The 23,509-nt window shown below is 43.4% G+C and carries 28 protein-coding genes; 21 read left to right on the top strand and 7 right to left on the bottom strand.

Features of this window, described 5'->3' with window-relative positions; all coding sequences use genetic code 11:
- Positions 1-5: 5 nt before the first annotated feature.
- Together AE2B122_RS14660 and coaA are read right to left on the bottom strand one after the other, a co-directional pair.
- On the bottom strand, positions 6-872 hold the full coding sequence (locus tag AE2B122_RS14660; RefSeq protein WP_095231848.1) for a MurR/RpiR family transcriptional regulator: 867 nt from the start codon (positions 870-872) through the stop codon (positions 6-8).
- Between the two features lie 24 nt (positions 873-896).
- The gene (coaA, locus tag AE2B122_RS14655; RefSeq protein WP_095269692.1) at positions 897-1,820 is read right to left on the bottom strand and encodes a type I pantothenate kinase; all 924 of its coding nucleotides are present in this window, start codon (positions 1,818-1,820) and stop codon (positions 897-899) included.
- Between the two features lie 211 nt (positions 1,821-2,031).
- On the opposite strand from coaA, the gene treP reads away from it, so the two are divergent.
- Genes treP through treR form a run of 3 tightly spaced genes read left to right on the top strand, consistent with a single transcriptional unit; the run spans position 2,032 to position 5,861 of the window.
- The gene (treP, locus tag AE2B122_RS14650) at positions 2,032-3,441 is read left to right on the top strand and encodes a PTS system trehalose-specific EIIBC component (RefSeq protein ID WP_095220019.1); all 1,410 of its coding nucleotides are present in this window, start codon (positions 2,032-2,034) and stop codon (positions 3,439-3,441) included.
- A gap of 19 nt (positions 3,442-3,460) precedes the next feature.
- A complete protein-coding gene (gene treC, locus AE2B122_RS14645; RefSeq protein WP_175074534.1) occupies positions 3,461-5,134 on the top strand; it encodes an alpha,alpha-phosphotrehalase in 1,674 nt (557 codons plus the stop codon).
- A 13-nt stretch (positions 5,135-5,147) separates the two neighbouring features.
- Entirely contained in the window at positions 5,148-5,861 is a 714-nt protein-coding gene (gene treR, locus AE2B122_RS14640; protein ID WP_095220021.1) for a trehalose operon repressor, read from the top strand.
- A 174-nt stretch (positions 5,862-6,035) separates the two neighbouring features.
- On the opposite strand, the gene AE2B122_RS14635 is transcribed toward treR, so the two are convergent.
- The gene (locus tag AE2B122_RS14635) at positions 6,036-6,533 is read right to left on the bottom strand and encodes a GNAT family N-acetyltransferase (protein WP_175074533.1); all 498 of its coding nucleotides are present in this window, start codon (positions 6,531-6,533) and stop codon (positions 6,036-6,038) included.
- 110 nt (positions 6,534-6,643) lie between these two features.
- On the opposite strand from AE2B122_RS14635, the gene AE2B122_RS14630 reads away from it, so the two are divergent.
- The 7 genes from AE2B122_RS14630 to AE2B122_RS14600 all read left to right on the top strand — a co-directional run bounded on the left by AE2B122_RS14630 (position 6,644) and on the right by AE2B122_RS14600 (position 10,871).
- Positions 6,644-6,877: a hypothetical protein gene (locus tag AE2B122_RS14630; RefSeq protein WP_095233479.1), complete on the top strand. Its 234-nt coding sequence runs from the start codon at positions 6,644-6,646 to the stop codon at positions 6,875-6,877.
- 117 nt (positions 6,878-6,994) lie between these two features.
- Positions 6,995-7,399, top strand: coding sequence for a MarR family winged helix-turn-helix transcriptional regulator (locus AE2B122_RS14625; protein WP_051747913.1), 405 nt, complete (start codon positions 6,995-6,997; stop codon positions 7,397-7,399).
- 81 nt (positions 7,400-7,480) lie between these two features.
- Positions 7,481-8,656 (top strand): MFS transporter, encoded by a 1,176-nt coding sequence (locus AE2B122_RS14620; RefSeq protein WP_371809662.1) that lies wholly within the window; start codon positions 7,481-7,483, stop codon positions 8,654-8,656.
- A gap of 127 nt (positions 8,657-8,783) precedes the next feature.
- Positions 8,784-9,089 (top strand): antibiotic biosynthesis monooxygenase, encoded by a 306-nt coding sequence (locus AE2B122_RS14615; protein ID WP_095220025.1) that lies wholly within the window; start codon positions 8,784-8,786, stop codon positions 9,087-9,089.
- Positions 9,086-9,463: a hypothetical protein gene (locus tag AE2B122_RS14610; protein ID WP_175074531.1), complete on the top strand. Its 378-nt coding sequence runs from the start codon at positions 9,086-9,088 to the stop codon at positions 9,461-9,463. The genes AE2B122_RS14615 and AE2B122_RS14610 overlap by 4 nt, the downstream gene beginning before the upstream one ends.
- A 12-nt stretch (positions 9,464-9,475) precedes the next feature.
- Positions 9,476-10,123 (top strand): B12-binding domain-containing protein, encoded by a 648-nt coding sequence (locus AE2B122_RS14605; protein WP_175074530.1) that lies wholly within the window; start codon positions 9,476-9,478, stop codon positions 10,121-10,123.
- Complete coding sequence (locus tag AE2B122_RS14600; RefSeq protein WP_175074529.1) at positions 10,110-10,871, top strand: hypothetical protein; 762 nt, start codon at positions 10,110-10,112, stop codon at positions 10,869-10,871. The genes AE2B122_RS14605 and AE2B122_RS14600 overlap by 14 nt, the downstream gene beginning before the upstream one ends.
- A gap of 13 nt (positions 10,872-10,884) precedes the next feature.
- On the opposite strand, the gene AE2B122_RS14595 is transcribed toward AE2B122_RS14600, so the two are convergent.
- Positions 10,885-11,307: a pyridoxamine 5'-phosphate oxidase family protein gene (locus tag AE2B122_RS14595; RefSeq protein WP_175074528.1), complete on the bottom strand. Its 423-nt coding sequence runs from the start codon at positions 11,305-11,307 to the stop codon at positions 10,885-10,887.
- 131 nt (positions 11,308-11,438) lie between these two features.
- Between AE2B122_RS14595 and AE2B122_RS14590 the strand changes: the two genes are divergently transcribed.
- Both AE2B122_RS14590 and AE2B122_RS14585 read left to right on the top strand, forming a co-directional pair.
- The gene (locus tag AE2B122_RS14590) at positions 11,439-12,296 is read left to right on the top strand and encodes a dimethylarginine dimethylaminohydrolase family protein (RefSeq protein WP_175074527.1); all 858 of its coding nucleotides are present in this window, start codon (positions 11,439-11,441) and stop codon (positions 12,294-12,296) included.
- A gap of 99 nt (positions 12,297-12,395) precedes the next feature.
- The gene (locus AE2B122_RS14585) at positions 12,396-13,562 is read left to right on the top strand and encodes an iron-containing alcohol dehydrogenase (protein WP_095220031.1); all 1,167 of its coding nucleotides are present in this window, start codon (positions 12,396-12,398) and stop codon (positions 13,560-13,562) included.
- Between the two features lie 44 nt (positions 13,563-13,606).
- Here AE2B122_RS14585 and AE2B122_RS14580 read toward each other — a convergent pair whose 3' ends face one another.
- Positions 13,607-14,509: an SDR family oxidoreductase gene (locus AE2B122_RS14580; RefSeq protein WP_175074526.1), complete on the bottom strand. Its 903-nt coding sequence runs from the start codon at positions 14,507-14,509 to the stop codon at positions 13,607-13,609.
- Between the two features lie 156 nt (positions 14,510-14,665).
- Between AE2B122_RS14580 and AE2B122_RS14575 the strand changes: the two genes are divergently transcribed.
- From AE2B122_RS14575 to AE2B122_RS14545, 7 genes are all read left to right on the top strand, one after another.
- Positions 14,666-15,775: a glycerol dehydrogenase gene (locus AE2B122_RS14575; RefSeq protein WP_141233220.1), complete on the top strand. Its 1,110-nt coding sequence runs from the start codon at positions 14,666-14,668 to the stop codon at positions 15,773-15,775.
- 124 nt (positions 15,776-15,899) lie between these two features.
- Positions 15,900-16,685: a hypothetical protein gene (locus tag AE2B122_RS14570; RefSeq protein ID WP_095220034.1), complete on the top strand. Its 786-nt coding sequence runs from the start codon at positions 15,900-15,902 to the stop codon at positions 16,683-16,685.
- 3 nt (positions 16,686-16,688) lie between these two features.
- Positions 16,689-17,066, top strand: coding sequence for a GntR family transcriptional regulator (locus AE2B122_RS14565; RefSeq protein ID WP_095220035.1), 378 nt, complete (start codon positions 16,689-16,691; stop codon positions 17,064-17,066).
- Positions 17,059-17,748, top strand: a complete 690-nt coding sequence (locus tag AE2B122_RS14560) for an ABC transporter ATP-binding protein (RefSeq protein ID WP_095269674.1) — start codon at positions 17,059-17,061, stop codon at positions 17,746-17,748. The genes AE2B122_RS14565 and AE2B122_RS14560 overlap by 8 nt, the downstream gene beginning before the upstream one ends.
- 43 nt (positions 17,749-17,791) lie before the next feature.
- Entirely contained in the window at positions 17,792-18,712 is a 921-nt protein-coding gene (locus tag AE2B122_RS14555; RefSeq protein WP_095220132.1) for an ABC transporter ATP-binding protein, read from the top strand.
- On the top strand, positions 18,705-19,649 hold the full coding sequence (locus AE2B122_RS14550) for an ABC transporter permease (RefSeq protein ID WP_095269672.1): 945 nt from the start codon (positions 18,705-18,707) through the stop codon (positions 19,647-19,649). Before AE2B122_RS14555 ends, AE2B122_RS14550 begins: the two co-directional genes overlap by 8 nt.
- Positions 19,650-19,748: 99 nt before the next feature.
- Positions 19,749-20,165 carry an organic hydroperoxide resistance protein gene (locus tag AE2B122_RS14545; protein WP_175074525.1) on the top strand — a complete coding sequence of 139 codons (417 nt, stop codon included), beginning with the start codon at positions 19,749-19,751 and terminating at the stop codon, positions 20,163-20,165.
- Between the two features lie 46 nt (positions 20,166-20,211).
- Here AE2B122_RS14545 and yidC read toward each other — a convergent pair whose 3' ends face one another.
- The gene (gene yidC / locus AE2B122_RS14540; protein WP_175074524.1) at positions 20,212-20,994 is read right to left on the bottom strand and encodes a membrane protein insertase YidC; all 783 of its coding nucleotides are present in this window, start codon (positions 20,992-20,994) and stop codon (positions 20,212-20,214) included.
- Positions 20,943-21,320 carry a hypothetical protein gene (locus tag AE2B122_RS14535; protein ID WP_095220039.1) on the bottom strand — a complete coding sequence of 126 codons (378 nt, stop codon included), beginning with the start codon at positions 21,318-21,320 and terminating at the stop codon, positions 20,943-20,945. Before AE2B122_RS14535 ends, yidC begins: the two co-directional genes overlap by 52 nt.
- Positions 21,321-21,480: 160 nt before the next feature.
- Between AE2B122_RS14535 and AE2B122_RS14530 the strand changes: the two genes are divergently transcribed.
- Both AE2B122_RS14530 and AE2B122_RS14525 read left to right on the top strand, forming a co-directional pair.
- Positions 21,481-21,987: a GNAT family N-acetyltransferase gene (locus AE2B122_RS14530; RefSeq protein WP_095220040.1), complete on the top strand. Its 507-nt coding sequence runs from the start codon at positions 21,481-21,483 to the stop codon at positions 21,985-21,987.
- Between the two features lie 153 nt (positions 21,988-22,140).
- Positions 22,141-23,505 (top strand): processed acidic surface protein, encoded by a 1,365-nt coding sequence (locus AE2B122_RS14525; protein ID WP_175074523.1) that lies wholly within the window; start codon positions 22,141-22,143, stop codon positions 23,503-23,505.
- Positions 23,506-23,509 lie beyond the last annotated feature (4 nt).

Genomic DNA, 23,509 nt, shown 5'->3' with positions numbered 1-23,509 from the left:
CACGCCTAAGCGGATGGGGGTTTAAAATTAGAAAATACATTGAAATCACGCCACGCCTCCTCGATTGTTCGGAGGCGTTTTTTTACGTCGGCTGCCTTTTCTTTTCCAATCAAAGCGATAAATGCGTGAATCAAGCTGATCGGAGCAGTCAAGGAATGTGTCAGTGATGGAGATTTGCTCGAAGCCATGAAAGAATAATCGGCTGCTGTAAGCAATGGGGATGACAGCCCATCTGTAATGGCAATTGCTTTAGCGCCGCGGTCCTTAGCCATTTGGAACAATCGCAGCGTGTGATTGGAATAACGCACGAAGCTTAAAGCGATAAGCACATCGTCTTCCCGTATCGTAGAGATTTGGTCTATCGCTCTGTCAGATGGTTCGACAATTTCTACATTCTCGAAAATAAAAGAAAGATGATAATGCAATAGATCTGCTACACTGACTGCACTGCGATTAGCTAAAATGAAAATTCGTTTAGAGTTGATTACCGTATCAGCTGCTGCATGGAAGGCCTGCATATCAATTGCCTCCATCGTTTCCTGGATGTTCGCTTGATCACGCAGAAAGATGGCATACAGGTCCTGGTCCTCTGACTGGGCTTCTTCTGAAGGATGCTTGAACCGTTCGGTCGCATTCAGCTGCTCCTGCATAGCGTTCTGCAAGGCAAGCTGCATCTCCGGAAAGCCGCGATACCCCATAAAAGCAGCAAAACGAACTATTGTTGCATCACTCACATCTGCAGCATTCGCCAGTCCCTCTACATTGAGGAAAGGTGCCTGATTCGGATGTTCGATAATGAAATTGGCAATTTTCTTCTGGGACTTCGACATCTGCTCACGCTGACTGGAAATACGATGGTATATATCCGGCATGACGGAAAAGACCCCTTTCACTTTTCAGAGTTTACGCAAATATACGTCTTCAACCTCGTGATTGTTTCCCTTGCGGAGAATGAGATCGGAACGACCTTTCGTCGGCAATATGTTCTCATGTAAGTTCTTCGCGTTGATTTCCTCCCAGATCGTATCCGCAGATTCCAATGCTTCGTCAATAGAAATTTCTGCGTAATGCCGGAAGTAGGATTTGGGATCCTGGAAGGCTGTCGCGCGCAGCATGAGGAAACGTTCTTTATACCATTTTTCAATGTTAGGTTCGTCAGCATCGATATAAATTGAGAAATCGAAGAAGTCGCTGACAAAGAATTGGTATTCTTTCTTCACTTGCAGTACATTAACGCCCTCAACAATTAGAATATCTGGATTGGATACCAATTCAGTTTGCTCAGGCAGTACGTCGTAGGTGAGATGAGAATACTGCGGCCCCATAATATTTGTGTTTCCGGCTTTCACCTGTCCCATAAAATCGATCAATGCTTTTATATCGTAACTCTCCGGAAACCCTTTGCGCTGCATCATTTGCTTTTCCTTAAGAACAGCATTTGGATACAAGAATCCATCAGTCGTTACAAGCTCTGTTTTCTTATCAGGTAATGCACGGGAAAGCAGTAATTGAAGCAATCGGGCGATAGTACTTTTTCCAACTGCTACACTTCCGGCGATGCCGATGATGAAAGGAACTTTTTTCTCGTTGGTACCAAGGAAATTACCTGCTTTTGCATGAAGCATTTCTGCTGCCTCCAGATAGTAGGAGATAAGCTTGGTCAGCGGCATATAAGCAGTTTCCACCTCGGATAAAGAAATTCTAGTATTTATTCCCCGGATTTCTTCTAGCTCTGTTTGTGTCAGGGGTGGTGTCTTCGTTTCCGAAAGAGCAGCCCACGCCTCCCGGGGGAAATGATAGTAAGGTTTGTATGTATGCATGATTACCCTCAACTTTTGTCTGCGAATTTGAGAAATTAGTGCAAAGTAAAAACGTTTACAAATACTTTTCCATTTTACTACGACAAAATTTAATAATCCAGAGCTGAATCTTGGGGTATAGAAGAGTAGGTATATCTTGCATAACTTGTATATACAAGTTATGCTATCATTGTATTCGCTTACATTACAAAACTAGAGTGAGGTGGCAGAGGTGGATCTTAGACAGCAAGCAGAAGAGATAGTGGCAGCGCTTGGAGGAAAAGAAAATATCCAGGCTGCGACACATTGTGTCACGCGGCTGCGGCTGGCGTTGGCAGATGAAGGTAAGGTCGATAAAGAGGCACTGCAGAATATCGATGTTGTAAAAGGTTCTTTTTCAGCAAATAACCAGTATCAGGTTGTTATCGGTCAAGGTACAGTCGATAAAGTATATAAGGAGTTTATTCAGGTTGCCGAAGTCGGGGAATCTACAAAGGATGAAGTGAAGGAAACGGTAAGTAAGAATGGTAATCCGCTGCAGCGAGCATTAAAAACGCTTGGCGACATTTTCATTCCGATTTTGCCAGCAATTGTAACTGCGGGTTTATTGCTAGGTATTCATAACATCTTAAATAATCCAGGTATTTTCTTCGACAGTGCATCAATCATCGAGGTTTATCCACAGTGGGCAGGCATTGCTGATATGATTTATGTAATCGCTAACACAGCCTTCGCCTTCCTGCCGGCACTGATAGGGTGGTCGGCAGTTAAGAAATTCGGCGGAAGTCCGCTTCTAGGGATGGTGCTCGGTTTGGCTTTGATTCATCCATCCCTATTGAATCCGACTGATTATGCTAGTGCTGCCCTGGAAGGAAATGCACCGGTCTGGAATCTGTTCGGACTGGAGATTCAGCGTATCGGATATCAAGGACAAGTGCTGCCGGTGCTTTTCGCAGCATGGGTTTTAGCTAAAATAGAAATATTCCTTCGTCGCAAAGTACCTGATAGTTTTCAGCTGCTCGTTGTCGCTCCTGTCGCGCTCTTGCTTACTGGTATTGTAAGCTTCATCGTGATCGGACCAATTATGTTCATCGTCGGGAATGCCATTACAGATGGATTCGTAGCTGTATTCGATACAGTCGCTCCGGTCGGTGGTTTGCTGTATGGCGCTTTGTATGGAGCTTTAGTTGTTACCGGACTTCACCATACATTCCTTGCTCTGGATCTACAGCTGATTGCTAATACGGGCGCAACATTCCTATGGCCAATACTGGCACTGTCTAATATATCCCAAGGTTCTGCGACGCTTGGTGTGATGCTGGCTACGAAGGATGAGAAGCTGCGAGGATTATCTCTGACTTCCTGGATCAGTGCTTGGCTCGGGGTAACAGAACCGGCTGTGTTCGGTGTTAATCTGCGATTCCGCTATCCATTCTTCCTTGCTCTTGGAGCTTCAGCTGTTGCGGGAACGTTTATAGCCTGGAGAGGCGTGGAGGCAAGTTCGGTAGGAATCGGCGGCGTACCCGGTATCTTTTCTATTCTGCCGGGAAGCTGGGGAGCATTTGCAATCGGTATGGTGATAGTCATTGTTGTACCGTTCGTCACAACTTATCTAGTAGCTAAACGAAAAAAGAATGTGTAATTAAGGAAAGGGGATTATAATGCACGAACCATGGTGGAAAAGAAGTACAGTTTATCAAGTTTATCCGAAAAGCTTTCATGACACGACAGGCAATGGAATCGGAGATTTGCAGGGAATAATCGAAAAGCTCGATTATTTGAAAGAGCTCGGTATTGATATGGTGTGGCTGACGCCGATCTACCGATCTCCACAGCGTGATAATGGATATGATATCAGTGATTATTACGAGATTGAGCCTGCTTACGGCACGATGGAAGATGTGGAACGATTAATCGGGGAATTGCATGATCGAGACATGAAGCTGATGATGGATATTGTCATCAATCACACATCAACAGAACATGAATGGTTCCAACAAGCAAAATCCTCAAAGGATAACCCTTACCGTGATTATTATATTTGGCGAGATCCGCAAGAGGGTGCCGAGCCGAACAACTGGGTGTCCAAGTTTGGCGGCAGTGCCTGGGGTTTGGAGGAACACACGAATCAGTATTATTTACATCTGTTCGACCAGACACAGGCGGATCTTAACTGGGAGAATGAGAAAGTACGGAAAGAATTGTACAAGATGATGAATTTCTGGGCGGAAAAGGGGCTTGATGGGTTCCGTCTGGATGTCATCAATCTCGTTTCAAAAGTCCAGAGCTTTCCCTATGATCACGATGCCCCTGGTGGTCAATTTGGGAAAGAGTACTACACAGACGGACCTCGAATCCACGAATTTGTGCATGAAATGAACCAGAAAGTCTTTACACCTCATAGTCTGGTAACAGTTGGCGAGATGTCGTCCACAAGCTTGGCTGCTTGCCAGCAGTATACAAAACCGGATGCCGAGGAGTTGAGTATGACTTTCAATTTTCATCATTTGAAAGTTGATTATGAGAACGGAATGAAATGGACAGATGGAAAACTTGAATTTATTAAGCTGAAGCAGATCTTATCTGATTGGCAAATCGGTATGCATGAAGTGGGCGGTTGGAATGCGCTCTTCTGGTGCAATCATGATCAGCCGCGTATTGTCAGCAGGTTCGGAGATGACGATCAATATTGGAAAGAATCAGCGAAGATGCTGGCAACCGTTCTGCACATGATGCAAGGAACTCCTTATATTTATCAAGGAGAAGAGATAGGAATGACCGATCCGAAGTTCTCTAGCATCGAAGATTATAATGATGTAGAAACCCATAATGCCTTTCAAGCCCTCGAAGAGGATGGTCTGGACAGTGAACAAGCTTTGCGAATTATTCAGCGCCGCTCCAGGGATAATTCACGAACTCCGATGCAGTGGAATGAAGGGTTAAATGCGGGCTTTACTAATGGAAAGCCGTGGCTTGCAGTGGCATCGAATTATGCAGATATTAATGTGAAAAAGGCGCTGCAGGATGATGATTCGATTTTCTATCATTATCAAAAGCTGATTCGCCTACGGAAGGAATATGCTATCATAACCTATGGAGACTATGAACCGATATGTATGGATGATGAGCGTCTCTTCTGTTATGAACGGAAGTGGAATGGTGAAAAACTGCTAGTCGTTGCGAATTTCTTCGGTGAGACAGCAGAATTTTCCTATCCGAAAGAACACATGGCAAAAGCAGAAATCCTGCTTTCCAATTATGAAAATAGTCCGTCGGATTTCAGAAAGATACGGCTTCGTCCGTTCGAAGCGGTCATTTACCATAGTAAAGCGTAAAGGCCTGATGTGGATGGAGAAGAAATTTCAAGCAATCTATGATTTGTTAGCAAAAGAAATCCAGACAGAAAAAATTAAGGCAGGGCAGCTGCTTCCTTCTGAAAATGAGCTGACGGAGAGATTCGCGACATCCAGGGAAACAGTACGCAAAGCCTTGCAATTGCTGTCCCAGAATGGGTACATTCAAAAGCTGCAAGGAAAAGGCTCGGTCGTGCTTGAACAGGACAAACTACCTTTGCCGGTCAGCGGACTTACGAGCTTCAAGGAGCTGTCCCGCTCGATGTCGCAGAAGGTGGAGACATGTGTAACGTCACTTTCTTGTAAAAAAGCGCGTGGTTTTATACAACAGGTGCTGCAATGTGAGGAAGGTACACCTATATGGGAGCTGCATCGCTTACGTAAACTGGATGGTGAATCGGTCATCTATGATAAAGATTTTTTATTGAAAGAACTTGCTCCTGGTATAACAGAAGAAATAGCAGCCGATTCGATTTATGATTATCTGGAACAGGAACTAGGATTGTCCATCAGTTATGCAAAAAAGGAAGTAGTCGTTGAAGAAGCTCAAGCGGAAGATAAAGCGATTATGGATTTGGGAAGTTATCAACAGCTTGTAGTCGTGCGCAGTGCTGTTTATCTTGAGGATACAACTTTATTCCAATATACCGAGTCGAAGCATCGACCGGACAAGTTTCGATTTGTCGATTTTGCTCGAAGAACAAAATAAGAAAATAATAAAATGTGCATAGCTTCAAGGCTATGCACATTTTATTGTGGGTAAAGAGAAGCTTGTACACAGAAAGATTCTGTTTGTTCACATAATTTGTGTGTAACATAAGTTATACACAGAAAAATTTGACGAATGCTGGTGCGCTGCACGTTATCCACAAGTGGATAACGATTAAGGGCGGATTCGCTTGCCTAAAATAACTAAATCCCGCTCAAGTCCATCCAGTTCGGCTACATTCGGCATATCAGCCCACCGCTTAAATCCGAAGCGTTCAAAGAGCTTGATGCTCGGTTCGTTATGGCCGAAAACAAAACCTAAAACTGTCTTGAAATCCAATATCTCGGCCTGGTCAAGGACGAACTGCAGCATACTTCTTCCAAGTCCTTTGCCTCTGGCATCTTGATGAATATAGATGCTGACTTCCACGGTTTTATGATAAGCAGCTCGACCATAAAACGGCTCCAAGCTAATCCAACCTAGTATATTCTCGTCTTCTTCCACGACCCAAAGCGGTCGCTGTTCCGTATGGTGCTGGAACCAATCCAGTCTGCTTTCTACTGATATCTCTTCCAGATCTGCAGTTACCATTCTGCCGGCAATCGTGGAATTATAGATGGAAACAATTGCAGGAAGATCGTGAAGTTCTGCGATGCGGTAGTGCATGTCCATTCCCCCATGTTTTTGGCTTATTATACTAAACGATTGGATAGAAGCATAGTCTAGTTCAATTTGGGGTACAAGATAAGTAGATGAACAGGCAGATGAGAGGATGTGGATAGATGTATTCTGTAACATTCGGTAAATTGCTGCAATTCGCTGCTATCGGCTTAGTGATTGGCTTTATCATCGGCATGGTCGCCATGCTCGGCTTTGACTTAAACTTTATGGCTATGATTCTAAGTGTACTGCTCAGTATCATTGGAGCATTTGCGGCAGGTATGTATGCGGAGTTGTATCATATAAGGCAAGCAGTAAATGAACAGACAGAAAAGACATTGAAAAAAAGAGTGTAATAAGAAATTTCGGCTGTTATTCCTAGCAGCTGAAATTTTTTGATAAAATTTATTTCACATGTATGAAATATTAATGTATACTAATACTAGTAGAAAGCAGTAATTGGGGGTCTGTAAGTGGAAAGCAGAGATATGGTTGATTTTATCGAATTAGTACGTAATGTCAATAAAGCGTTGCGTAAGGAATGGGATTTTCAGATTTCCGGGCCGCAGCTCGTATTGCTGAGGTTGTTGAAAAATAATGGTCCGATGCGCATGTCTGATTTAGCTGAAGAAGTAGGGATCAGCTTTAGCGGGGCAACGAATTTAGGGAACCGCATGATCAAGGAAGGCTATCTGGAGCGTATTCATTCAGAGAAGGACCGTCGGGTGGTCATGCTTGCGATCACGCAAAAAGGGTCTGATTTTTATGTGAGTTTTTCTGGAGCAAGGGACAAAGCTTTTGGTTCTTTCCTGGATAAATTGACGGAAGAAGAGAAAAATGAGTTCATCCGGCTAAGCCGTAAGATGCTCGCTGATTAATAGAAAGGGGATGAGTGTATGTCGGACATTCGTAATGAAACGATACCCGATGGACACGAAATTGAACAGGCAGACAATGAAATTAAAGAAGATGCACATAGTATAAAACGGATTTTCCAGCAACCGAAGGCAGCATGGGCGGTTGCTTTTGCATGTGTTGTTGCCTTTATGGGGATTGGTCTTGTTGACCCGATACTTCCATCCATCGCAGCGCAGATGGATGCAACGCCAAGTCAAGTTGAGTTATTATTCACGAGTTATTTACTCGTTACCGGAATTATGATGCTGATCACAGGTTGGTTATCCAGCCGAATCGGTCCGAAAATGACATTGCTCATTGGTTTGGTCATTATTATTTTGTTCTCAACTTTAGGAGGGCTAGCTGGCAGTGTGGATGAACTAGTCGGACTCCGTGCAGGCTGGGGACTAGGTAATGCATTATTCATCTCTACTGCACTTGCCGTAATCGTCAGTGTTGCCAGTGGCGGTTCAGCAGTAGCCATTATGCTTTATGAAGCAGCTCTTGGATTAGGAATGTCAGTCGGACCTCTTTTGGGCGGATTGCTCGGATCCATCCACTGGCGCGCACCATTCTTTGGTGTGGCAGTATTAATGCTGATTGGATTGCTTGCGGTGTGGATATTACTCACAGATATGCCTAAACCGGCAAAAAAAACCCCGCTTTCAGCACCATTCCAGGCATTACGTCACCCGGGACTCTTGACGATAGGGCTGACAGCTTTATTTTATAACTTCGGTTTCTTTACCTTACTGACATATTCACCATTTGTTTTAAACCTTGGTGAATTCGGTATCGGATTCGTCTTCTTTGTCTGGGGTGTTATGCTGGCAATCGGATCGATCTTTATTGCACCATCCTTCGAAACAAAGCTTGGTACGAAAAAATCACTTAGTTTGGTAATGATCTGTATCATTATTACTTTGGCTTTGATGGGGATTGGCGCAGATTGGCCAGTATTCCTGATAGTGATGATTGCACTAATGGGATTATTACTTGGTATTAACAATACTGTCATGACGACGGCTGTTATGGAAGTATCCCCGGTTGAGCGTTCTACAGCATCAGCTGCATATAGTTTCCTGCGATTCACGGGTGGCTCGATTTCGCCATGGCTCGCTGGGAAAGTTTCTGAACATATCTCGATTGGAGCTCCATACTATGTCGCAGCAGCGGCAGTACTTGTTGGATTGCTATTATTCACCGCCAGAAGAGGTGCGATGGATCGTTTAAGTTAAAGGAAGAGCCATGATCAATTGATCATGGCTCTTTTTGTATGGAAGAACAAAGGTGAAATGCTATAAACGCATATTGAATTTATGATACGCTTAAAGTATTCAAAACTATCGCATTTGGGGGGATTCCATGTATATCGTCCATTCAATCTTTGATGTTCCAGTAGAAAAGGCAGAAGAAGTTATAGCTATCTATCGAAATCGATCGAAATTGGTGGATCAAGCACCTGGTTTCCGACAGTTCCAGCTGCTGCATAATCAGAAAAAGCCAGGTGAGCTGACGGTAGAAATCACCTGGGAGGACAAGCAGAGCTATCTAAACTGGGTGAGCGGGGAAGATTTTAAGCGTATCCATGATCTGGAGAAAAAGTATCCGGATCAAGAGCTTGCAGCTATCCGGCCTATCGTCAAAATGTTCGAGGTGGTGGCCCAGTGAACCAGCAGTCAGCAAAAAATGCAATGCTTGATAAGATAGTGGAGGGAATTTTCAGCGCTTATCCTTCTTTATATGAGCGATACGGCGAGAACGGAAAGAAGCGGACGCGGGAAGATAATCAGCATCATCTTGATTATCTGCAGTCAGCATATGACGCAGATGACTCAAAGCTGTTCGTGGACTACACCATATGGCTGCATGAGCTGCTGTCTGCCCGTGGTATGAATGAAAAGATCATTATCGATAATTATGAGCGGCTCATTCCGCTCCTGGATAATTACATGAACAAAGAGCAATACCTCTTTTACAAAGCATGTCTGGAGGAAGGAATTCAGGTTTTGATTGCAGAAAAGAACAAGGATGAAGACAACTGAGGGTGATACGTGATGACAGAAGCATGGCAGCGTTTTGCTGCTGCGTTGCTTGCGGGCGATGAGCGGCAGGCGTACACAGTTTTAGAAGAGGATACTAGACCGAGTATACGTGTGTACAAGGAAATCATAACACCGGCGATGTATGATATAGGAGAAAAATGGCTGCGTAATGAAATCACTGTAGCGGATGAGCATTTGGCGACGAGTGTGTGTGATTTTGCGTTGGCTCAGTATATCTTTCCATTTAAGCGGCGAAACAGACAATCGGAGAAAAAAGCAATGTTCCTATGTCTGGAGGATGAACATCATGTTATCGGCTCGAAAATGATAGCAGCTCTATTTGAGGAGAATCATTGGCAGGTTAGACATCTGGGGCCGAATCTCCCATTGTCTCATGCGTTGCAAAGTGCTGAGCAATGGCAGCCGGATGTAGTGGGTTTATCTGCGGCAATTCCATACAGAATTACTGCGCTGAAAGAATATATTGCTGCCTTTGAGCAATTATCTTGGGAACCCTGGATTCTTGTCGGGGGAAGGGTAGTAGCTATGCATGATTTAAGAGCCTATTGCGGCACACAGACCCGCGTAATTTACGATCTTGATGAGGTCTCTGCATGGCTTGAGGAAAAAAAGGAGGCACCAGCTGATGGTGTCCGGTAAATTTCTCCCACTTCCGTATTTCTTACTTGATGAAGAGCTTGCGATATTGGATTATTCACGCTCAGCCAGTGATATCTTTTTAATTGGCGATAATTTTAGAACTTTAGTTGATGAAGAGAGCCGGCAGAAAGTCAGCCAGTATATACAGCCTGATTTTTCGGAAATAGAAATAGAACTAAATATGAAAACGACATACGATCCCTTGGCCGTGTTCGGTATTTCCGCGCAATGGGAAGATAATAAAGTGCATATACTATGTGTGGAAAAAACGAAAGAAATAGATAATCTCACAGACCAGCTGACAAAGCTCCGAAGTAGATTGTCAGAAACAGATTTTGAATTACTCGAAAAGAAGGAAGAGCTGGAGGTCGCAATAGAGCGAATCCATAAACTGAGCGGTCCATTCATTCCTCTTTATGCAGAAGCAGGACTTGTCCCTCTGTTCGGAGATCTGCAAGCGGATAAGCTGCAGGTGATTGAGGAGAACATCTTGTATCGAATTGATGAAGGAGATTACGAGCAGGTCTTCTTCGATTTCCATGCTGTTGGAGAGATAACGGGTGATGGGGAAAAGCAGCTGGGTCAATTATTTGAAATAATTCAGCTGATGGGTACGAAAACAATAATTGTAGGACTATCTCCATCACAAGTTAGAGGCCTTAAGTCGAAAGGGACATTAAAGGCGGCTTCGATGACTAGCTTAAAACAGGCAATTTCCGAATATATAATAAAGCAGAACCACAAGTAGTTCTGCTTTTTCCTTATACGTCGACTGTATAAACGTCGCTTTTGTTCACATTCTTCAAATAGATTTTGTCAGGTTTGATTTCCAGTACTACGTAATCTGGATCATTCGGACCGTCAAGCCAAGCACTGAAGCTATCTTTCCAGAGCTGCTGTTTCAGTTCCGAAGACTCGCTGACTTTTGCTTCAGCCTCAATTTCAACATATTCGTCTCCGACGCCATCGCCGTTGTATCCTAGCAGGATATGGACGTTATGATTGCTCTCGATATCGTCCACCTTGTGTGAGTTGCCGCTTGTTGCGCAATATAATGTATACCCTTCGTTGAAGAAGGCCATGTAGCGAGTATAAGGCTTACCACCCTGAACGGTAGCAAGTGTGCCGATCTTCTGATTTTCCAAAATCTGTTTTACGTGTTTTTTGACTTCTGCTTGTTCCATTATGATCTCCTCCTTCTGAATTTCTACAGGTAGTATCCCTTTTTTGGCAGCTTATTAAACCCCAAAACAGGGAAGTGTATAAGGAGTGGAAGGAAGAATCGTCTAAAAGCCAACTATATGGAGGGAATCGTATGACTAAGATGCAGGAAGAGAAAAAACCCCAAACAAAGTGCCAGTCAGAATTTGGACAGTTGAGGCATGTCGTCGTATGTCCGCCAGCCTATATGGAGATACGCAAAATCATCAACGAAACACAAAAGCATTATTTGAATCATAATATTGACGCAGATTTAGCTATGAAGCAGCATGGTGATTTTGTAAAAGCCTTGCGTGATCATGGAGTGGATGTGATGTCACTGCCGGCTCATAAGGAGTTTAATGAACAAGTATATACCCGGGATATCGGTTTTTGCATAGGAGATACATTATTTGTTTCGAATATGGAAGATGATATCCGCAAAGGTGAAACAAAAATACTAAAGGAATGGCTGGAGGAACAGGACCTTACATATAAAGGTATTACAGAGGGAACGATCGAAGGCGGTGATGTCGTCGTAGACGGTCGACGTGTATGGATCGGCCTGAGTAAACGGACAGATGAGAAAGCCGTACAGCAAGTACAGGAGCTGCTGCCGGAATATGAGGTGCTTCCGGTAAGGATTCGTGAGGATATTCTTCATTTGGATTGTGTCTTCAACTTGGTTCGGGAAGACTTGGCGATTCTTTATCCAGATGCTTTCGAACAAGAAGATTTGGAACGGTTCCGTAAACTGTATAAAACAATCGAGATTTCTGAGGAAGAACAGTTCTATATGGGAACGAACATCCTGTCTTTTGCGCCGGATAAGTTATTGAGCCTGCCTTCCAATAAGCGGGTAAATGAAGCGCTTCGTAAAGAAGGAGTAACGGTCATTGAAGTGAATTTCTCAGAGATCATCAAGTCCGGGGGATCATTCCGATGCTGCTCTCTGCCGCTGCAGCGCCAATAAAATAGTTATAGATATATATCCTAAGGCTTGGCAGGCATGAGCGGATTGCTTTACTTCTGTTCCAAGCCTTTAGCATAATAAAATGTGGAGGCGATCAGATTGGATAATTTTACGTTTTATAACCCAACAAAATTGATTTTCGGTAAAGACCAATTAGATAAATTAAAAGAAGAAATTCCTGCATATGGCAAGAAAGTATTGCTTGTCTATGGCGGCGGAAGCATCAAGCGCAGCGGCTTGTATGAAAAAGTGCTGAAAGAACTTGAGGAAATCGAAGCGGAAGTATTCGAACTTTCTGGTGTAGAACCAAACCCGCGTGTTTCTACTGCGCGTAAAGGTGTAGAAATCTGCAAAACAGAAGGTATCGATGTATTGCTTGCAGTTGGCGGCGGAAGCGTAATTGACTGTACAAAAGCAATTGCAGCTGGTGCCAAATACGATGGAGATGTATGGGATATCGTAACGAAGAAAGCATTCGCAGACGATGCTCTTCCTTTCGGTACTGTACTTACTCTTGCTGCGACAGGTTCTGAAATGAACGCTGGTTCTGTTATCACGAACTGGGAAACAAATGAAAAGTATGGCTGGGGAAGTGCGTATACATTCCCGAAATTCTCTATTCTGGATCCACAAAACACATTCACTGTACCGCGTGACCAGACTATCTACGGTATCGTCGACATGATGTCTCACGTATTGGAGCATTATTTCCATACAACGACGAATACAGAATTGCAGGACCGCTTCTGTGAGTCCCTATTGCTAACGGTAATGGAAACAGGACCGAAACTGCTTGAGGATCTGGAAAACTACGACAATCGTGCTGCTATTCTTTACAGCGGAACGATGGCGTTGAACGGTGTTTTAAACATGGGCTATCGCGGCGACTGGGCAACACATAACCTTGAGCACGCTGTATCTGCAGTTCATGACATCCCTCATGGCGGCGGTCTGGCGATTCTATTCCCTAACTGGATGAAGCATGTACTCAATGATGAGACTGCACCACGCTTCAAGCAGCTTGCTGTCCGTGTCTTCGGTATTGATCCGACAGGCAAAACAGATAAAGAAGCAGCACTCGAAGGAATTGATGCATTGCGCGCATTCTGGAATAGCATTGATGCACCAGCTACACTTCGTGACTACGATATTTCCGAAGATAGCTTGGAATTGATGGCTGAAAAAGCATATGCGAACGGCGAGTTCGGTGGATATCACACATTGAATAAAGAAGATTCACTTGAGATCTACAAAGCATCTTTCTAATAACCAGTAAAAGAGCCTGCGCATAAATTGCGCAGGCTCTTTTTTTAGGAGCTTACCATCGTCCCGCCGTTCACATGAATGATTTGACCAGTTACATAAGATGAGTCTTCAGAAGCAAGGTAAACATAGGCTGGAGCAAGCTCATAAGGCTGGCCTGCGCGTTTCATCGGTACATCCTGCCCAAAGGTGGCAACGTCCTCTGCTGAGAAACTGGAAGGGATGAGCGGCGTCCAGATCGGACCTGGCGCCACACCATTAACCCTAATCCCTTGTGTTGCAAGATTCTGGGATAGAGCTCTTGTGAAGCCGACAATGGCACCTTTTGTGCAAACATAATCAATCAGATCAGGTCTTCCTTCATATGCAGTTACTGATGTTGTATTAACGATAGTACTACCCCTTTTCAAATGCGGCAGTGCAGCTTTTGTAAGATAGAAGAAAGCAAAAATATTCGTGTGGAACGTTGCATCCCACTGGGCTGTGGAAATGTCGGTCAGCGAATCCTGGGGGAATTGGACACCATGATTATTTACGAGAATATCTAATTTTCCATAAGTCTCGATTGTATGGGCGACAACAGCCTGGCAATGTGCTTCGCTCCGCAAATCACCGACAATCAGTGTGCAGCGCTGACCCAGCTGCTCAATCCTGTTCTTTGTCCGTCGGGCATCTTCGTTTTCGTATTCATAATAGTAAGCAATGACAACATCGGCACCTTCTTTGGCGAAAGCTATGGCTGCAGCTGCGCCAATTCCGCTGTCCCCTCCAGTGATTATCGCTATCTTTCCTTTCAGCTTTCCTGAACCTCTGTACGTATCGGTCTCGATAATTGGCCTTGGCCGCATCAATCCCTCTATTCCAGGCTGCTGGTCTTGGTGCTGAGGCGGGAAGTAAAAGTTCGTACCGGATTGGACCGGCCGGTTTTTGCTATAAGACTGCTGCGTCAATTCCGTGTCCTCCTCTTCATTCTTGGCTCCAAATGAAATATATGCAAAAGAAACCCTTGATTTGCCAAAAAAGAGGAATTTTACGTTAGGAAACAGAACAGAAAGGGAAAAGGATTTAGAATGTGATTTAATACGATTTGGAGAGGGGTCTTATTCATGGAAAAAGTATTTATCAGTCCAAGCCGGTATGTTCAAGGAAAAGATGTACTCCAGAAAGCTGGGGAGTATGTTAAAAAAATCGGGGATAATGCACTTGTCCTTGCGGATGAATTTGTATGGGACTTGGCAGGTAATACAGTGCTTGAGAATCTGGAGCAGAGCGGTATCCAAACGAAAAGAGTCGTATTCGGCGGAGAAGCATCAACAGAGGAAATCAAGCGTATTGCTGCTGATGGTAAGGAAAGTAATGTTGTCATCGGTATCGGAGGCGGAAAGACACTTGATACTGCTAAAGCGGTAGCAGACGAGCTGCAAGTTGGTGTTGTGATCCTGCCGACAACAGCATCAACTGATGCGCCGACGAGTGGATTGAGTGTTATCTACTCTGAGGAAGGAACTTTTGAAAGCTATAAGTTCTACGACAAGAACCCGGACCTTGTCCTTGTCGACACAAAAATAATCGCGCAGGCACCACCACGTTTCTTAGCTTCCGGAATTGCTGATGCAATGGCTACTTGGGTGGAAGCACGTGCTTCTATTGAAGGGCGCGGCACAAACATGGCTGGCGGACTGGCTACAATTGCTGGACAAGCGATAGCAGAAAAAGCGGAAGAAGTTCTCTTCGAGTATGGATTGCTTGCTTATGAGGCTAACAAACGACAAATCGTTACACCTGCATTGGAAGCGGTTGTCGAAGCAAATACACTGCTTAGCGGACTAGGATTCGAAAGTGGCGGACTTGGAGCGGCGCATGCTATCCATAATGGCTTCACCGCACTGCATGGTGAAATCCATAGCCTAACCCATGGTGAAAAGGTCGCATTTGGTACGCTAACACAGCTTGCGCTGGAGGATCGTACACTTGATGAAATCAACACGTATATTGATTTCTATCTTGCTCTTGGCCTCCCAGTCACACTAGAAGACATCAAACTTAAAGATGTTTCGGATGAAGACTTGCTGAAGGTGGCTGAACTGGCAGTGCAGGAAGGTGAATCAATCCATAACCTGCCTGGAACAATCACAGCAGATCAAGTCGTGGATGCAATTAAAGCTGCAGATCAGTATGCAAAAGCATATAAACAATTAGTTGGTTACGAAAACTAATTAATACAATAAAAAGCTGGAACAGGAAAAAATGTTCCAGCTTTTTTCTTTTGCCTATTGACGTGTATTTCTGTACTAGTGTACTATGTGATTAATACAGTAATACATCAGGAGGGTTTATTTCATGAAAGCGTGGCTAGCATTAGTAAAGAAGGAATTCCGTATCGGATTGCCAATTCTACTTTTGGCAATCGTATTATTCCTTGTCGGCTTGGTTATCGTTACCGTTGCTACCTATCGATTTGGGTACGCATGGGATGCTGTCGGTATCATCGGTTTAGCCTGGGGTGGCGGGCACTTCTTCTTCATGGCTATATACATGCTCTACAGTCTTGGGGTGGAGAGAAAAAGATTACATCTTTGGCTGCATAATCCAATGCATGCTTCAGGGCTTCTCGCAGCAAAGCTGGTGACAGGTACCATATACATGATCATCTCTTTGCTAATCATTAGTATTGCGGCTTATGTGGGCGGTCTGCATTTTGTGCCGTTTTCAGATGGCACGTGGTTCAGAATTGGTATGATCGCATTTTTACATGTCATTTCGTTTTCAATTGATTTCTCTGTTTACGTCATTCTTGCATATATTGTTTTTCTATTATTGGAAAGATATATGCCGGCATTCCTTAGCGGAGTATCAGTATTCATTGGCTGGTGGGTGTTCGCTTATCTTTACTTTGGACTCCTTGCAGATTCAAAATTTTATTATGCTATTACAGAATGGGGGAAAATCGATTTAGGTTTTGTCGCCAATTCTCTTCAATTCGATATGGATGTCAGGCAGGCAATAGTTAATTTTCAAGGTGAAGACACCTTCATCTATGCTGGTAATTATGTCATTGAACTAATTACTATTCTTATCATCTATTTCATCGCATCTTGGTTATTAGACAAAAAAGTAGAGGTGTAGAGCATGACCGATACATTTCAATCATCCCAGCCGATTTATCTGCAGCTGGCAGATCGGCTGAACAGACAAATTGTCAGTGGTGAGCTGAAGCCTGGCGACAAACTGCCTTCCGTTCGGGAAACGGCAGTATCATCGAAAGTAAATCCGAATACGGTACAGCGGACGTACCGCGAACTGGAGGCATCGGGAATCGTGGAATCACGCAGAGGACAAGGAACATTCGTGACGGAAAATGAGGATATTCTCCTTTCTATACGTGAGAAGCTGAAACAAGAACAGATTCAGAATTTCATCCAAGTCATGCATGACATGGGCTATCAAAATGAAGAGATTACAAAAGGGCTGCAAACCTATTTGGAAGGGGACACAGCAGATGATTGAATTCAAAGATGTGACAAAACGGTATATGACGAAAACAGCATTGCGAGACGTGAACCTAAAGCTCGATAAAGGTAAAATCATCGGTCTTGTCGGATTGAATGGGGCAGGTAAATCAACGACCATGAAGTTGATTGCCGGGCTAATCAATCCGACCAAAGGATCTGTGGAGCTGGATGGAGAGAAAGTGACACGCCGGATAGCATCGAAAGTCAGTTATCTATCCGAGCTGGATGAGTATTACTCCTTCTATACTGTCCAGCAGACAATTGATTTCTTTGCATCGCAATTTCCTGATTTCAATAAAGAAAAGGCAGAAGAAATTCGTGCGTATATGAACTTGGATGCCAATACAAAAGTGAAGCATCTGTCGAAAGGGAATCGCGGCAGGCTGAAAATTATCCTTACACTTTCCAGGGAAGTACCTGTTCTGTTGATGGATGAGCCGCTTTCAGGATTGGATCCACTTGTGCGGGACTCCATTGTAAAAGGTCTTATCACTTTCGTGGATACGGAGAAGCAGCTTGTTCTCCTTTCCACGCATCAAATCATGGAAGTTGAAATGATTCTTGATGAAGTGATTGCTATCAAAGATGGGGAGCTAGTAGATCACAGGAATGTTGAAGAACTGCGCTACGACGAGCAGAAGGGCATATTGGAATGGATGAGCTCGATCTATGAGTAAGGAAGCATTACAACTTTTATTACAAGCAAAGGAGCGAAAAAGCATGCAAAAACAGCCAGCAGTTGAAATCAAGCAGGTTACCAAAGTGATACGTGGACGAAAAATCATCGACCGTGTCAATTTTTCCATCTATCCCGGTGAGGTGTTCGGCTTTTTAGGGCCGAACGGGGCCGGTAAAACAACGACAATCCGGATGATTGTCGGACTGATGGGCATAACGGATGGAGATATTCTAATCAAAGGCAATAGTATCAAAACGTCACATGGAGCGGCAATGAAACATATCGGTGCCATCGTCGAGAACCCGGAAATGTATAAGTATCTTTCTGGATATCTGAATCTTGTGCATTTTGCGAGAATGAGTGATGGCGTAGACAAGAAGAGAATTGATGAAGTTATCGAGCTAGTCGGCTTGAAGAATCGAATCAACGATAAGGTTAAAACATATTCCCTTGGAATGAGACAGCGTCTCGGAATCGCGCAAGCGTTGCTGCATCGTCCGGATGTACTAATTCTGGATGAGCCGACAAATGGCTTGGATCCAGCTGGTATTAGAGAGATGCGTCACTATATTCGCAACCTTGCAGAAAAAGAGGGGCTTGCCGTTATCGTATCTAGCCATTTGCTGAGCGAGATGGAATTGATGTGTGACCGAATCGGAGTTCTTCAGCAAGGTAAGATGCTAGGTGTACAGCAAGTCCATGAGATGTCGAGTGAACAGACACAAATGGTCAGCTTCCAGGTTGAACCATTGGAACAAGCGGCAATTGTGCTCCGAGATATGGGCAGCAAGAAACCAGAGATCAAGGATAAACAAATCATCATTGAGCTGACACGTGACGAAATACCAGCAGCTGCTGCCAAGTTAGCCAAGGAAGCCATCAGTATCTATGGAATTCAGGCAGAAACGAAAACATTAGAAGATACATTCTTGGAATTGACTGGAGGGAAGGAAATTGTCTAAATTCATTGGTTTGGTACAAAATGAACATATGAAAACATTCCGTCGTCTGTCGACGTGGATTATGTTTGGGATTGCAGCAGCCTTACTGATTACAATTGCTGCATTCACAGCATATTACGCTGAAGACAGCAGTGGAGACTGGCGAGCAGATACAGAGCAGCAGATACAAGATTTACAGAAGCAAGTGGAAAGTGGTGATGTGGAAGCCGCAGCTGTCCAGCAGGATATAGCTACAATGCAATACCAGCTGGACCAAGACATCGCACCAGTTCAAAGCGACTCACTTGCTTCTTATATGGAAAGCGTCATGTACTACTGTGCACCGTTTCTAATCCTGTTCATCGCTATCATTGCAGGTGGACTTGTTTCTACTGAATTCGGGACAGGTACAATCAAACTATTACTTACTAAAACACCTTCTCGTTTCAGTGTTTTAACTTCCAAGTATGTAAGTATGTTCATCACGACAGTTATCTTCTTTGTATTCTTTATTGGATTTTCCTTTGTTGTCGGCGGAATCTTCTTCGGATTCAATGGATTTGACGCGAAAAGCGTGATTTTTGACAATGGAGAGACTGTGACCAATAATTTACTAGCTTCAACTATGAGAGATTACGGGCTGAATTTTGTCCAAACATTAATCTATGCGACAATTGCTTTTGCTCTATCTACCATATTCCGTAACACAGCCTTGGCAATTGGATTTTCCATCTTCATCTCAATGTTCTTCCCGACCATCAGTTTCATACTTTCCAGATATGATTGGTCGAAGTATATTTTATTCAATAACGTGGACCTGACAGTATATAACCCAGGTAACGTACCAGCCGTGGACGGCATGACATTGGGCTTCTCTGTTGTAGTAATGGCAGTTTATTTTGTCGTCATCACCGTTATCACATGGTTCAGTTTCATGAAACGAGACGTCACAGCCTAAGCAATTCGTTTGCTTTATGTTTAAAATAACGGTAAAAAGGAATTAGTAATACTGAATGCAGCTTTATCAAACTAATAAACGAAATAGGAGTGAATTAACATGAGTGACGTATTATTCACATCTCACGCAAAAGCAACTGGCGGACGTGAAGGCCATGTAAAATCTGATGATGGTTTGATCGACCTTAATCTTGTGCAACCAGGCAGTAAAAAAGATGCTGAAGGTTCCAACCCAGAGCAATTATTCGCAGCAGGATATTCTGCTTGCTTCGATGGAGCATTCAACCATGTAGCAAGAGCTGAGCGCAAGCGTGTTGAAACAGAAACTTCTGTTGATGTCAGCCTATTGAAAGATGGCGATGGCTTTAAACTAGGCGTTGCTATCTCTGTAGATGTAAAAGGCGTTTCACAGGAAGAAGCGGAAGAGCTTTTGGAAAAAACACACCAGTTCTGCCCTTACTCCAAAGCAACTCGTGGCAACATCGATGTAGATTTGAAAGTGAACGTTGTAGAATAATAACTAAAAAAACCACTTCCCTATGCAGGAAGTGGTTTTTCTATGCTCATTTTTTCTGCTGGAATAAAAACTTTGCCAGCAATGTCTGGCAGATTACGAACAGACCGCCAACCGCCCAGTACAGTGGCAGTACAGCTGGTGAACTGAAGGAAATAAAGCCGATCATGAGCGGAGAAATGATACCGATCATGCGGGCTTGCTGTCTTCTAGCTGGGTCTACCCCGATTTGGGACACGCGATATTGCAGCCAATAGACTGCCATCGCAATAACCATGAGGACCATATCAGGTGTTCCAAGATTAAACCAAAGAAAATCATGTGTCGCAATTTCAGGTGTATTTCGAATAGCTGAATAGAAGCCGATTAAGAAAGGCATCTGAATCAACAGCGGCAGACAGCCCATCGCGGAAAATGGATTCATTCCGTGTTTTCGATACAGTTCCATCATTTCCTGCTGCTGTTTCTGTTTGGACTCAACATCGGTTTTGTCTTTATATTTTGCCTGTAAAGCATCAAGCTCTGGCTTGAATAGCTTCATTTTCTCCTGTGTCTCATAACTCTTCTTGAGCTGCATCAGCATGAAAGGCATCAATATGAGACGTACTGCTAACGTGATCAGGATAACGCTGATCCCGTAATCATCATTGAAGTTACCAGCAATCCATTTGATTAAGTAAGAGAATGGACTGATGAAGTAATGATTGAACCATCCTTCACTAGATGCACCCCCGCTGCTGCTTTGGCAGCCAGCAAGCAAGACTATCAGAGTGATGGAGCTTAAAATAATACCGTACTTTTTAAAGAATGTGGATACAGATGTGCGTTGCAATTTGTTTTTCCTCCTTGTTGTATCGATTGGTTATCTGGATACAAACAAGAAGCTGCTTCGCTATCATCATCCGGACCGTCCTTCCGCATGGTAGTGCGAGCGAGCCAATGAACGATCGGCTTGCTGTAAGAAACAGTAGTAGGAGTATGCGATTGCCAGCTGTCTAATGTACAGACATGCTGCCATTGCATCGCATCACTAGCACGAAAACGACTCGTAACTTTCGTTGTTGTTCTATGCGCCAATATAAAAGTCATCGTCAGACCGATATAAAAGACCAACGAAGTAAAATCATCGGCAAACATATTCCAAAAAGCATACAGCATCTGTATACACCTCCTTTCGTTCCTTCTATTTTCCTATAGAAATAGAAACTTGTCAAAGCTGCGCAGGGATTTTCGTTTCGTTTGGAGAAATGGCTAGGATAAGCGTTTTCTCTGCTAACAGCGGTTTATTTGGACAGTTTTATGACGGAGGGGGACGAACATGATAAACTGGTTAACAAGACTACAAGCTGCAGAGGTGAAACCGATGTTCAAGATACGCGAAGCAAAGGTCTCGGATTATGACCAAGTCGCTGTTCTGTACAAGGAATTATATAATACGCATTATACAAATCAGCCGGAGCATTTTGCCAAGAAGACAGAACCGCTTGACCAGCACGTGTTTGAAAGCAATATATACTTGGATAATAAAAAAGTGTTTTTAGTGGAAAAAACAAAGGAAGTTATGGCATTTGCCACGATACGGGTAACGAATGAGACAATCTCGCACAATGCACACATTTTCATCGAAGAATTCTGTGTCCGTTCCGATATGCGCGGCAAAGGGATCGGCGGCCACCTATTCGAAAAAATCAAGCGCCATGGAAAAAAGATAGGGGCAACTGAAATAGAACTGAATGTGTGGAATTTCAATAATCGTGCAGAAGATTTCTATGTCAAGATGGGCATGAAGACACGCTCAAAACGGATGGGAATATCATTGAAATAAGTAGATAAATGTCGAATTAACCCCTTTAATAAAGGGGTTTTTCTATGTCAAGTAAAAAAGTTTAATTTTTATAAATATTTATGTAGCCAAGCCTTTTTACTCCAATTATAATAATCTGGAATTACATAAATATATTTCCAGGAGGATACATAAGTGACAAAGAAGCTATTGGTTGGAATAATCATGGTTTTGCTTTGCCTGCAAGCAGTAGCACCACAGACTGCGTCTGCTGCTATTAAACAAAAAGACCTTGAAGCCTACGCGGCTGAGCTAGGTACAGATTTGGAAGGTTTGAACCGCTATCTAGTTGATTTTGAGTGGGGAACAATTGAGGAAATGGAAGTAGGTTCTGTAGACGAATTGCGTGAATGGCTTGGTGAGCCAGTAACAAAAGAAACATTACAGGATTTCTTGGATGAGACAGGTTATACAGTTGAAGATATAAATGCTAGTTTGGAAGTAATGGGTTTAACGGATAAAGGATATACAGCAGAGGACATTATACTGTATACTGACTTGTCCTGGGTAATGGATTACCCAGCTACTTCTCAAAATCTGCAGGAATTAGCAGAGGGAGTCGGTCTGACAGAAAAACAATTGGCTGATTTGTTCGCTGCAAATGGATTTGATCTTTACAGCTATGGAACTATGGAAGAATTATATGAAGTGATTTACAACGATATTAACGGTGTATCATTGCATTTCCTACTGCAGGAAGTGGAATTGAGCCAGGAGGAGTTTGACCAGCTGCTTGCGGATAATGGTGTAAAGCTGGAAGATTTCTCGAGCTATGAAGAGCTTTCAGAGTTCGTTTATGAGGCATCAGGTTATTATGAGTTTTCTCGCGAAGATTATTGGGAAATGATGAGTCCATTCCTTGATCTAATCGGTGTGAGCCAGGATGAGTTTTTCCGAGCTTATGATCATTTGGAAAGCGTAGTATCGAACGATCCAGAAGCATTCATTTCTGGTCTGGAAGATATTGCACTTCGCGCAGAAGCGCTGGGAGACTTTGAAACCTCCACTGAATTAACAGAAGAGCAAGGAAAAGAACTCATCTCAATTTGGAATGATTTAATGAATATCTTCCAAATGAAAGCTGAATTCTATTTGGTAGATGGCAATACGAAAACGCCTGTAACGTTTGAAGAACTATTGAAGATTACGGATCTTGAGAATCGTATTCTACTTGTTGAACTGTTCGACTTGCAGGGTGAACATCTATTGAACTTTACTATCACTGGTGAATTATTTGGATCTGAATTGCTCACAAGTGCGCCTACTGTAGAAGCACCTGTACAGGAAAAACCTACCGAATCAGAACAGAAGCACGAAGCACCTCTATTAAAAGAAAAAGTAACACCAACTAAGACTAAAACAGAGACAGTGAAAGAAGAGGGCAAACGTCTTCCGGATACAGCATCTCCTGTTGGTAATATTCTCGTGGCCGGTACCGTATTGATGGCTACTGGAGCAGCATTATATACATGGAACCGACGGAAGAAACATAGTAATTGATAAC

It is taken from the genome of Terribacillus sp. AE2B 122, assembly GCF_902497585.1.
Classification (GTDB): Bacteria; Bacillota; Bacilli; order Bacillales; family Amphibacillaceae; genus Terribacillus; species Terribacillus saccharophilus_A.
Note: the sequence above shows the minus strand (reverse complement) of the source record. Positions and strands in the feature narration are given on the sequence as shown.

Excerpts from the sequence above, each read along its gene's own strand:
- AE2B122_RS14575 (WP_141233220.1), top strand. The coding sequence starts at position 14,666 with ATGGAAAAAGTATTTATCAGTCCAAGCCGGTATGTTCAAGGAAAAGAT.
- AE2B122_RS14565 (WP_095220035.1), top strand. The coding sequence starts at position 16,689 with ATGACCGATACATTTCAATCATCCCAGCCGATTTATCTGCAGCTGGCA.
- AE2B122_RS14545 (WP_175074525.1), top strand. The coding sequence starts at position 19,749 with ATGAGTGACGTATTATTCACATCTCACGCAAAAGCAACTGGCGGACGT.
- AE2B122_RS14570 (WP_095220034.1), top strand. The coding sequence starts at position 15,900 with ATGAAAGCGTGGCTAGCATTAGTAAAGAAGGAATTCCGTATCGGATTG.
- AE2B122_RS14530 (WP_095220040.1), top strand. The coding sequence starts at position 21,481 with ATGATAAACTGGTTAACAAGACTACAAGCTGCAGAGGTGAAACCGATG.
- AE2B122_RS14605 (WP_175074530.1), top strand. The coding sequence starts at position 9,476 with ATGACAGAAGCATGGCAGCGTTTTGCTGCTGCGTTGCTTGCGGGCGAT.
- AE2B122_RS14660 (WP_095231848.1), bottom strand. The coding sequence starts at position 872 with ATGCCGGATATATACCATCGTATTTCCAGTCAGCGTGAGCAGATGTCG.
- AE2B122_RS14555 (WP_095220132.1), top strand. The coding sequence starts at position 17,792 with ATGCAAAAACAGCCAGCAGTTGAAATCAAGCAGGTTACCAAAGTGATA.
- AE2B122_RS14635 (WP_175074533.1), bottom strand. The coding sequence starts at position 6,533 with ATGGACATGCACTACCGCATCGCAGAACTTCACGATCTTCCTGCAATT.
- AE2B122_RS14600 (WP_175074529.1), top strand. The coding sequence starts at position 10,110 with ATGGTGTCCGGTAAATTTCTCCCACTTCCGTATTTCTTACTTGATGAA.
- AE2B122_RS14560 (WP_095269674.1), top strand. The coding sequence starts at position 17,059 with ATGATTGAATTCAAAGATGTGACAAAACGGTATATGACGAAAACAGCA.
- treR (WP_095220021.1), top strand. The coding sequence starts at position 5,148 with ATGGAGAAGAAATTTCAAGCAATCTATGATTTGTTAGCAAAAGAAATC.
- AE2B122_RS14590 (WP_175074527.1), top strand. The coding sequence starts at position 11,439 with ATGACTAAGATGCAGGAAGAGAAAAAACCCCAAACAAAGTGCCAGTCA.
- treC (WP_175074534.1), top strand. The coding sequence starts at position 3,461 with ATGCACGAACCATGGTGGAAAAGAAGTACAGTTTATCAAGTTTATCCG.
- AE2B122_RS14535 (WP_095220039.1), bottom strand. The coding sequence starts at position 21,320 with ATGCTGTATGCTTTTTGGAATATGTTTGCCGATGATTTTACTTCGTTG.
- coaA (WP_095269692.1), bottom strand. The coding sequence starts at position 1,820 with ATGCATACATACAAACCTTACTATCATTTCCCCCGGGAGGCGTGGGCT.
- AE2B122_RS14615 (WP_095220025.1), top strand. The coding sequence starts at position 8,784 with ATGTATATCGTCCATTCAATCTTTGATGTTCCAGTAGAAAAGGCAGAA.
- AE2B122_RS14595 (WP_175074528.1), bottom strand. The coding sequence starts at position 11,307 with ATGGAACAAGCAGAAGTCAAAAAACACGTAAAACAGATTTTGGAAAAT.
- AE2B122_RS14630 (WP_095233479.1), top strand. The coding sequence starts at position 6,644 with ATGTATTCTGTAACATTCGGTAAATTGCTGCAATTCGCTGCTATCGGC.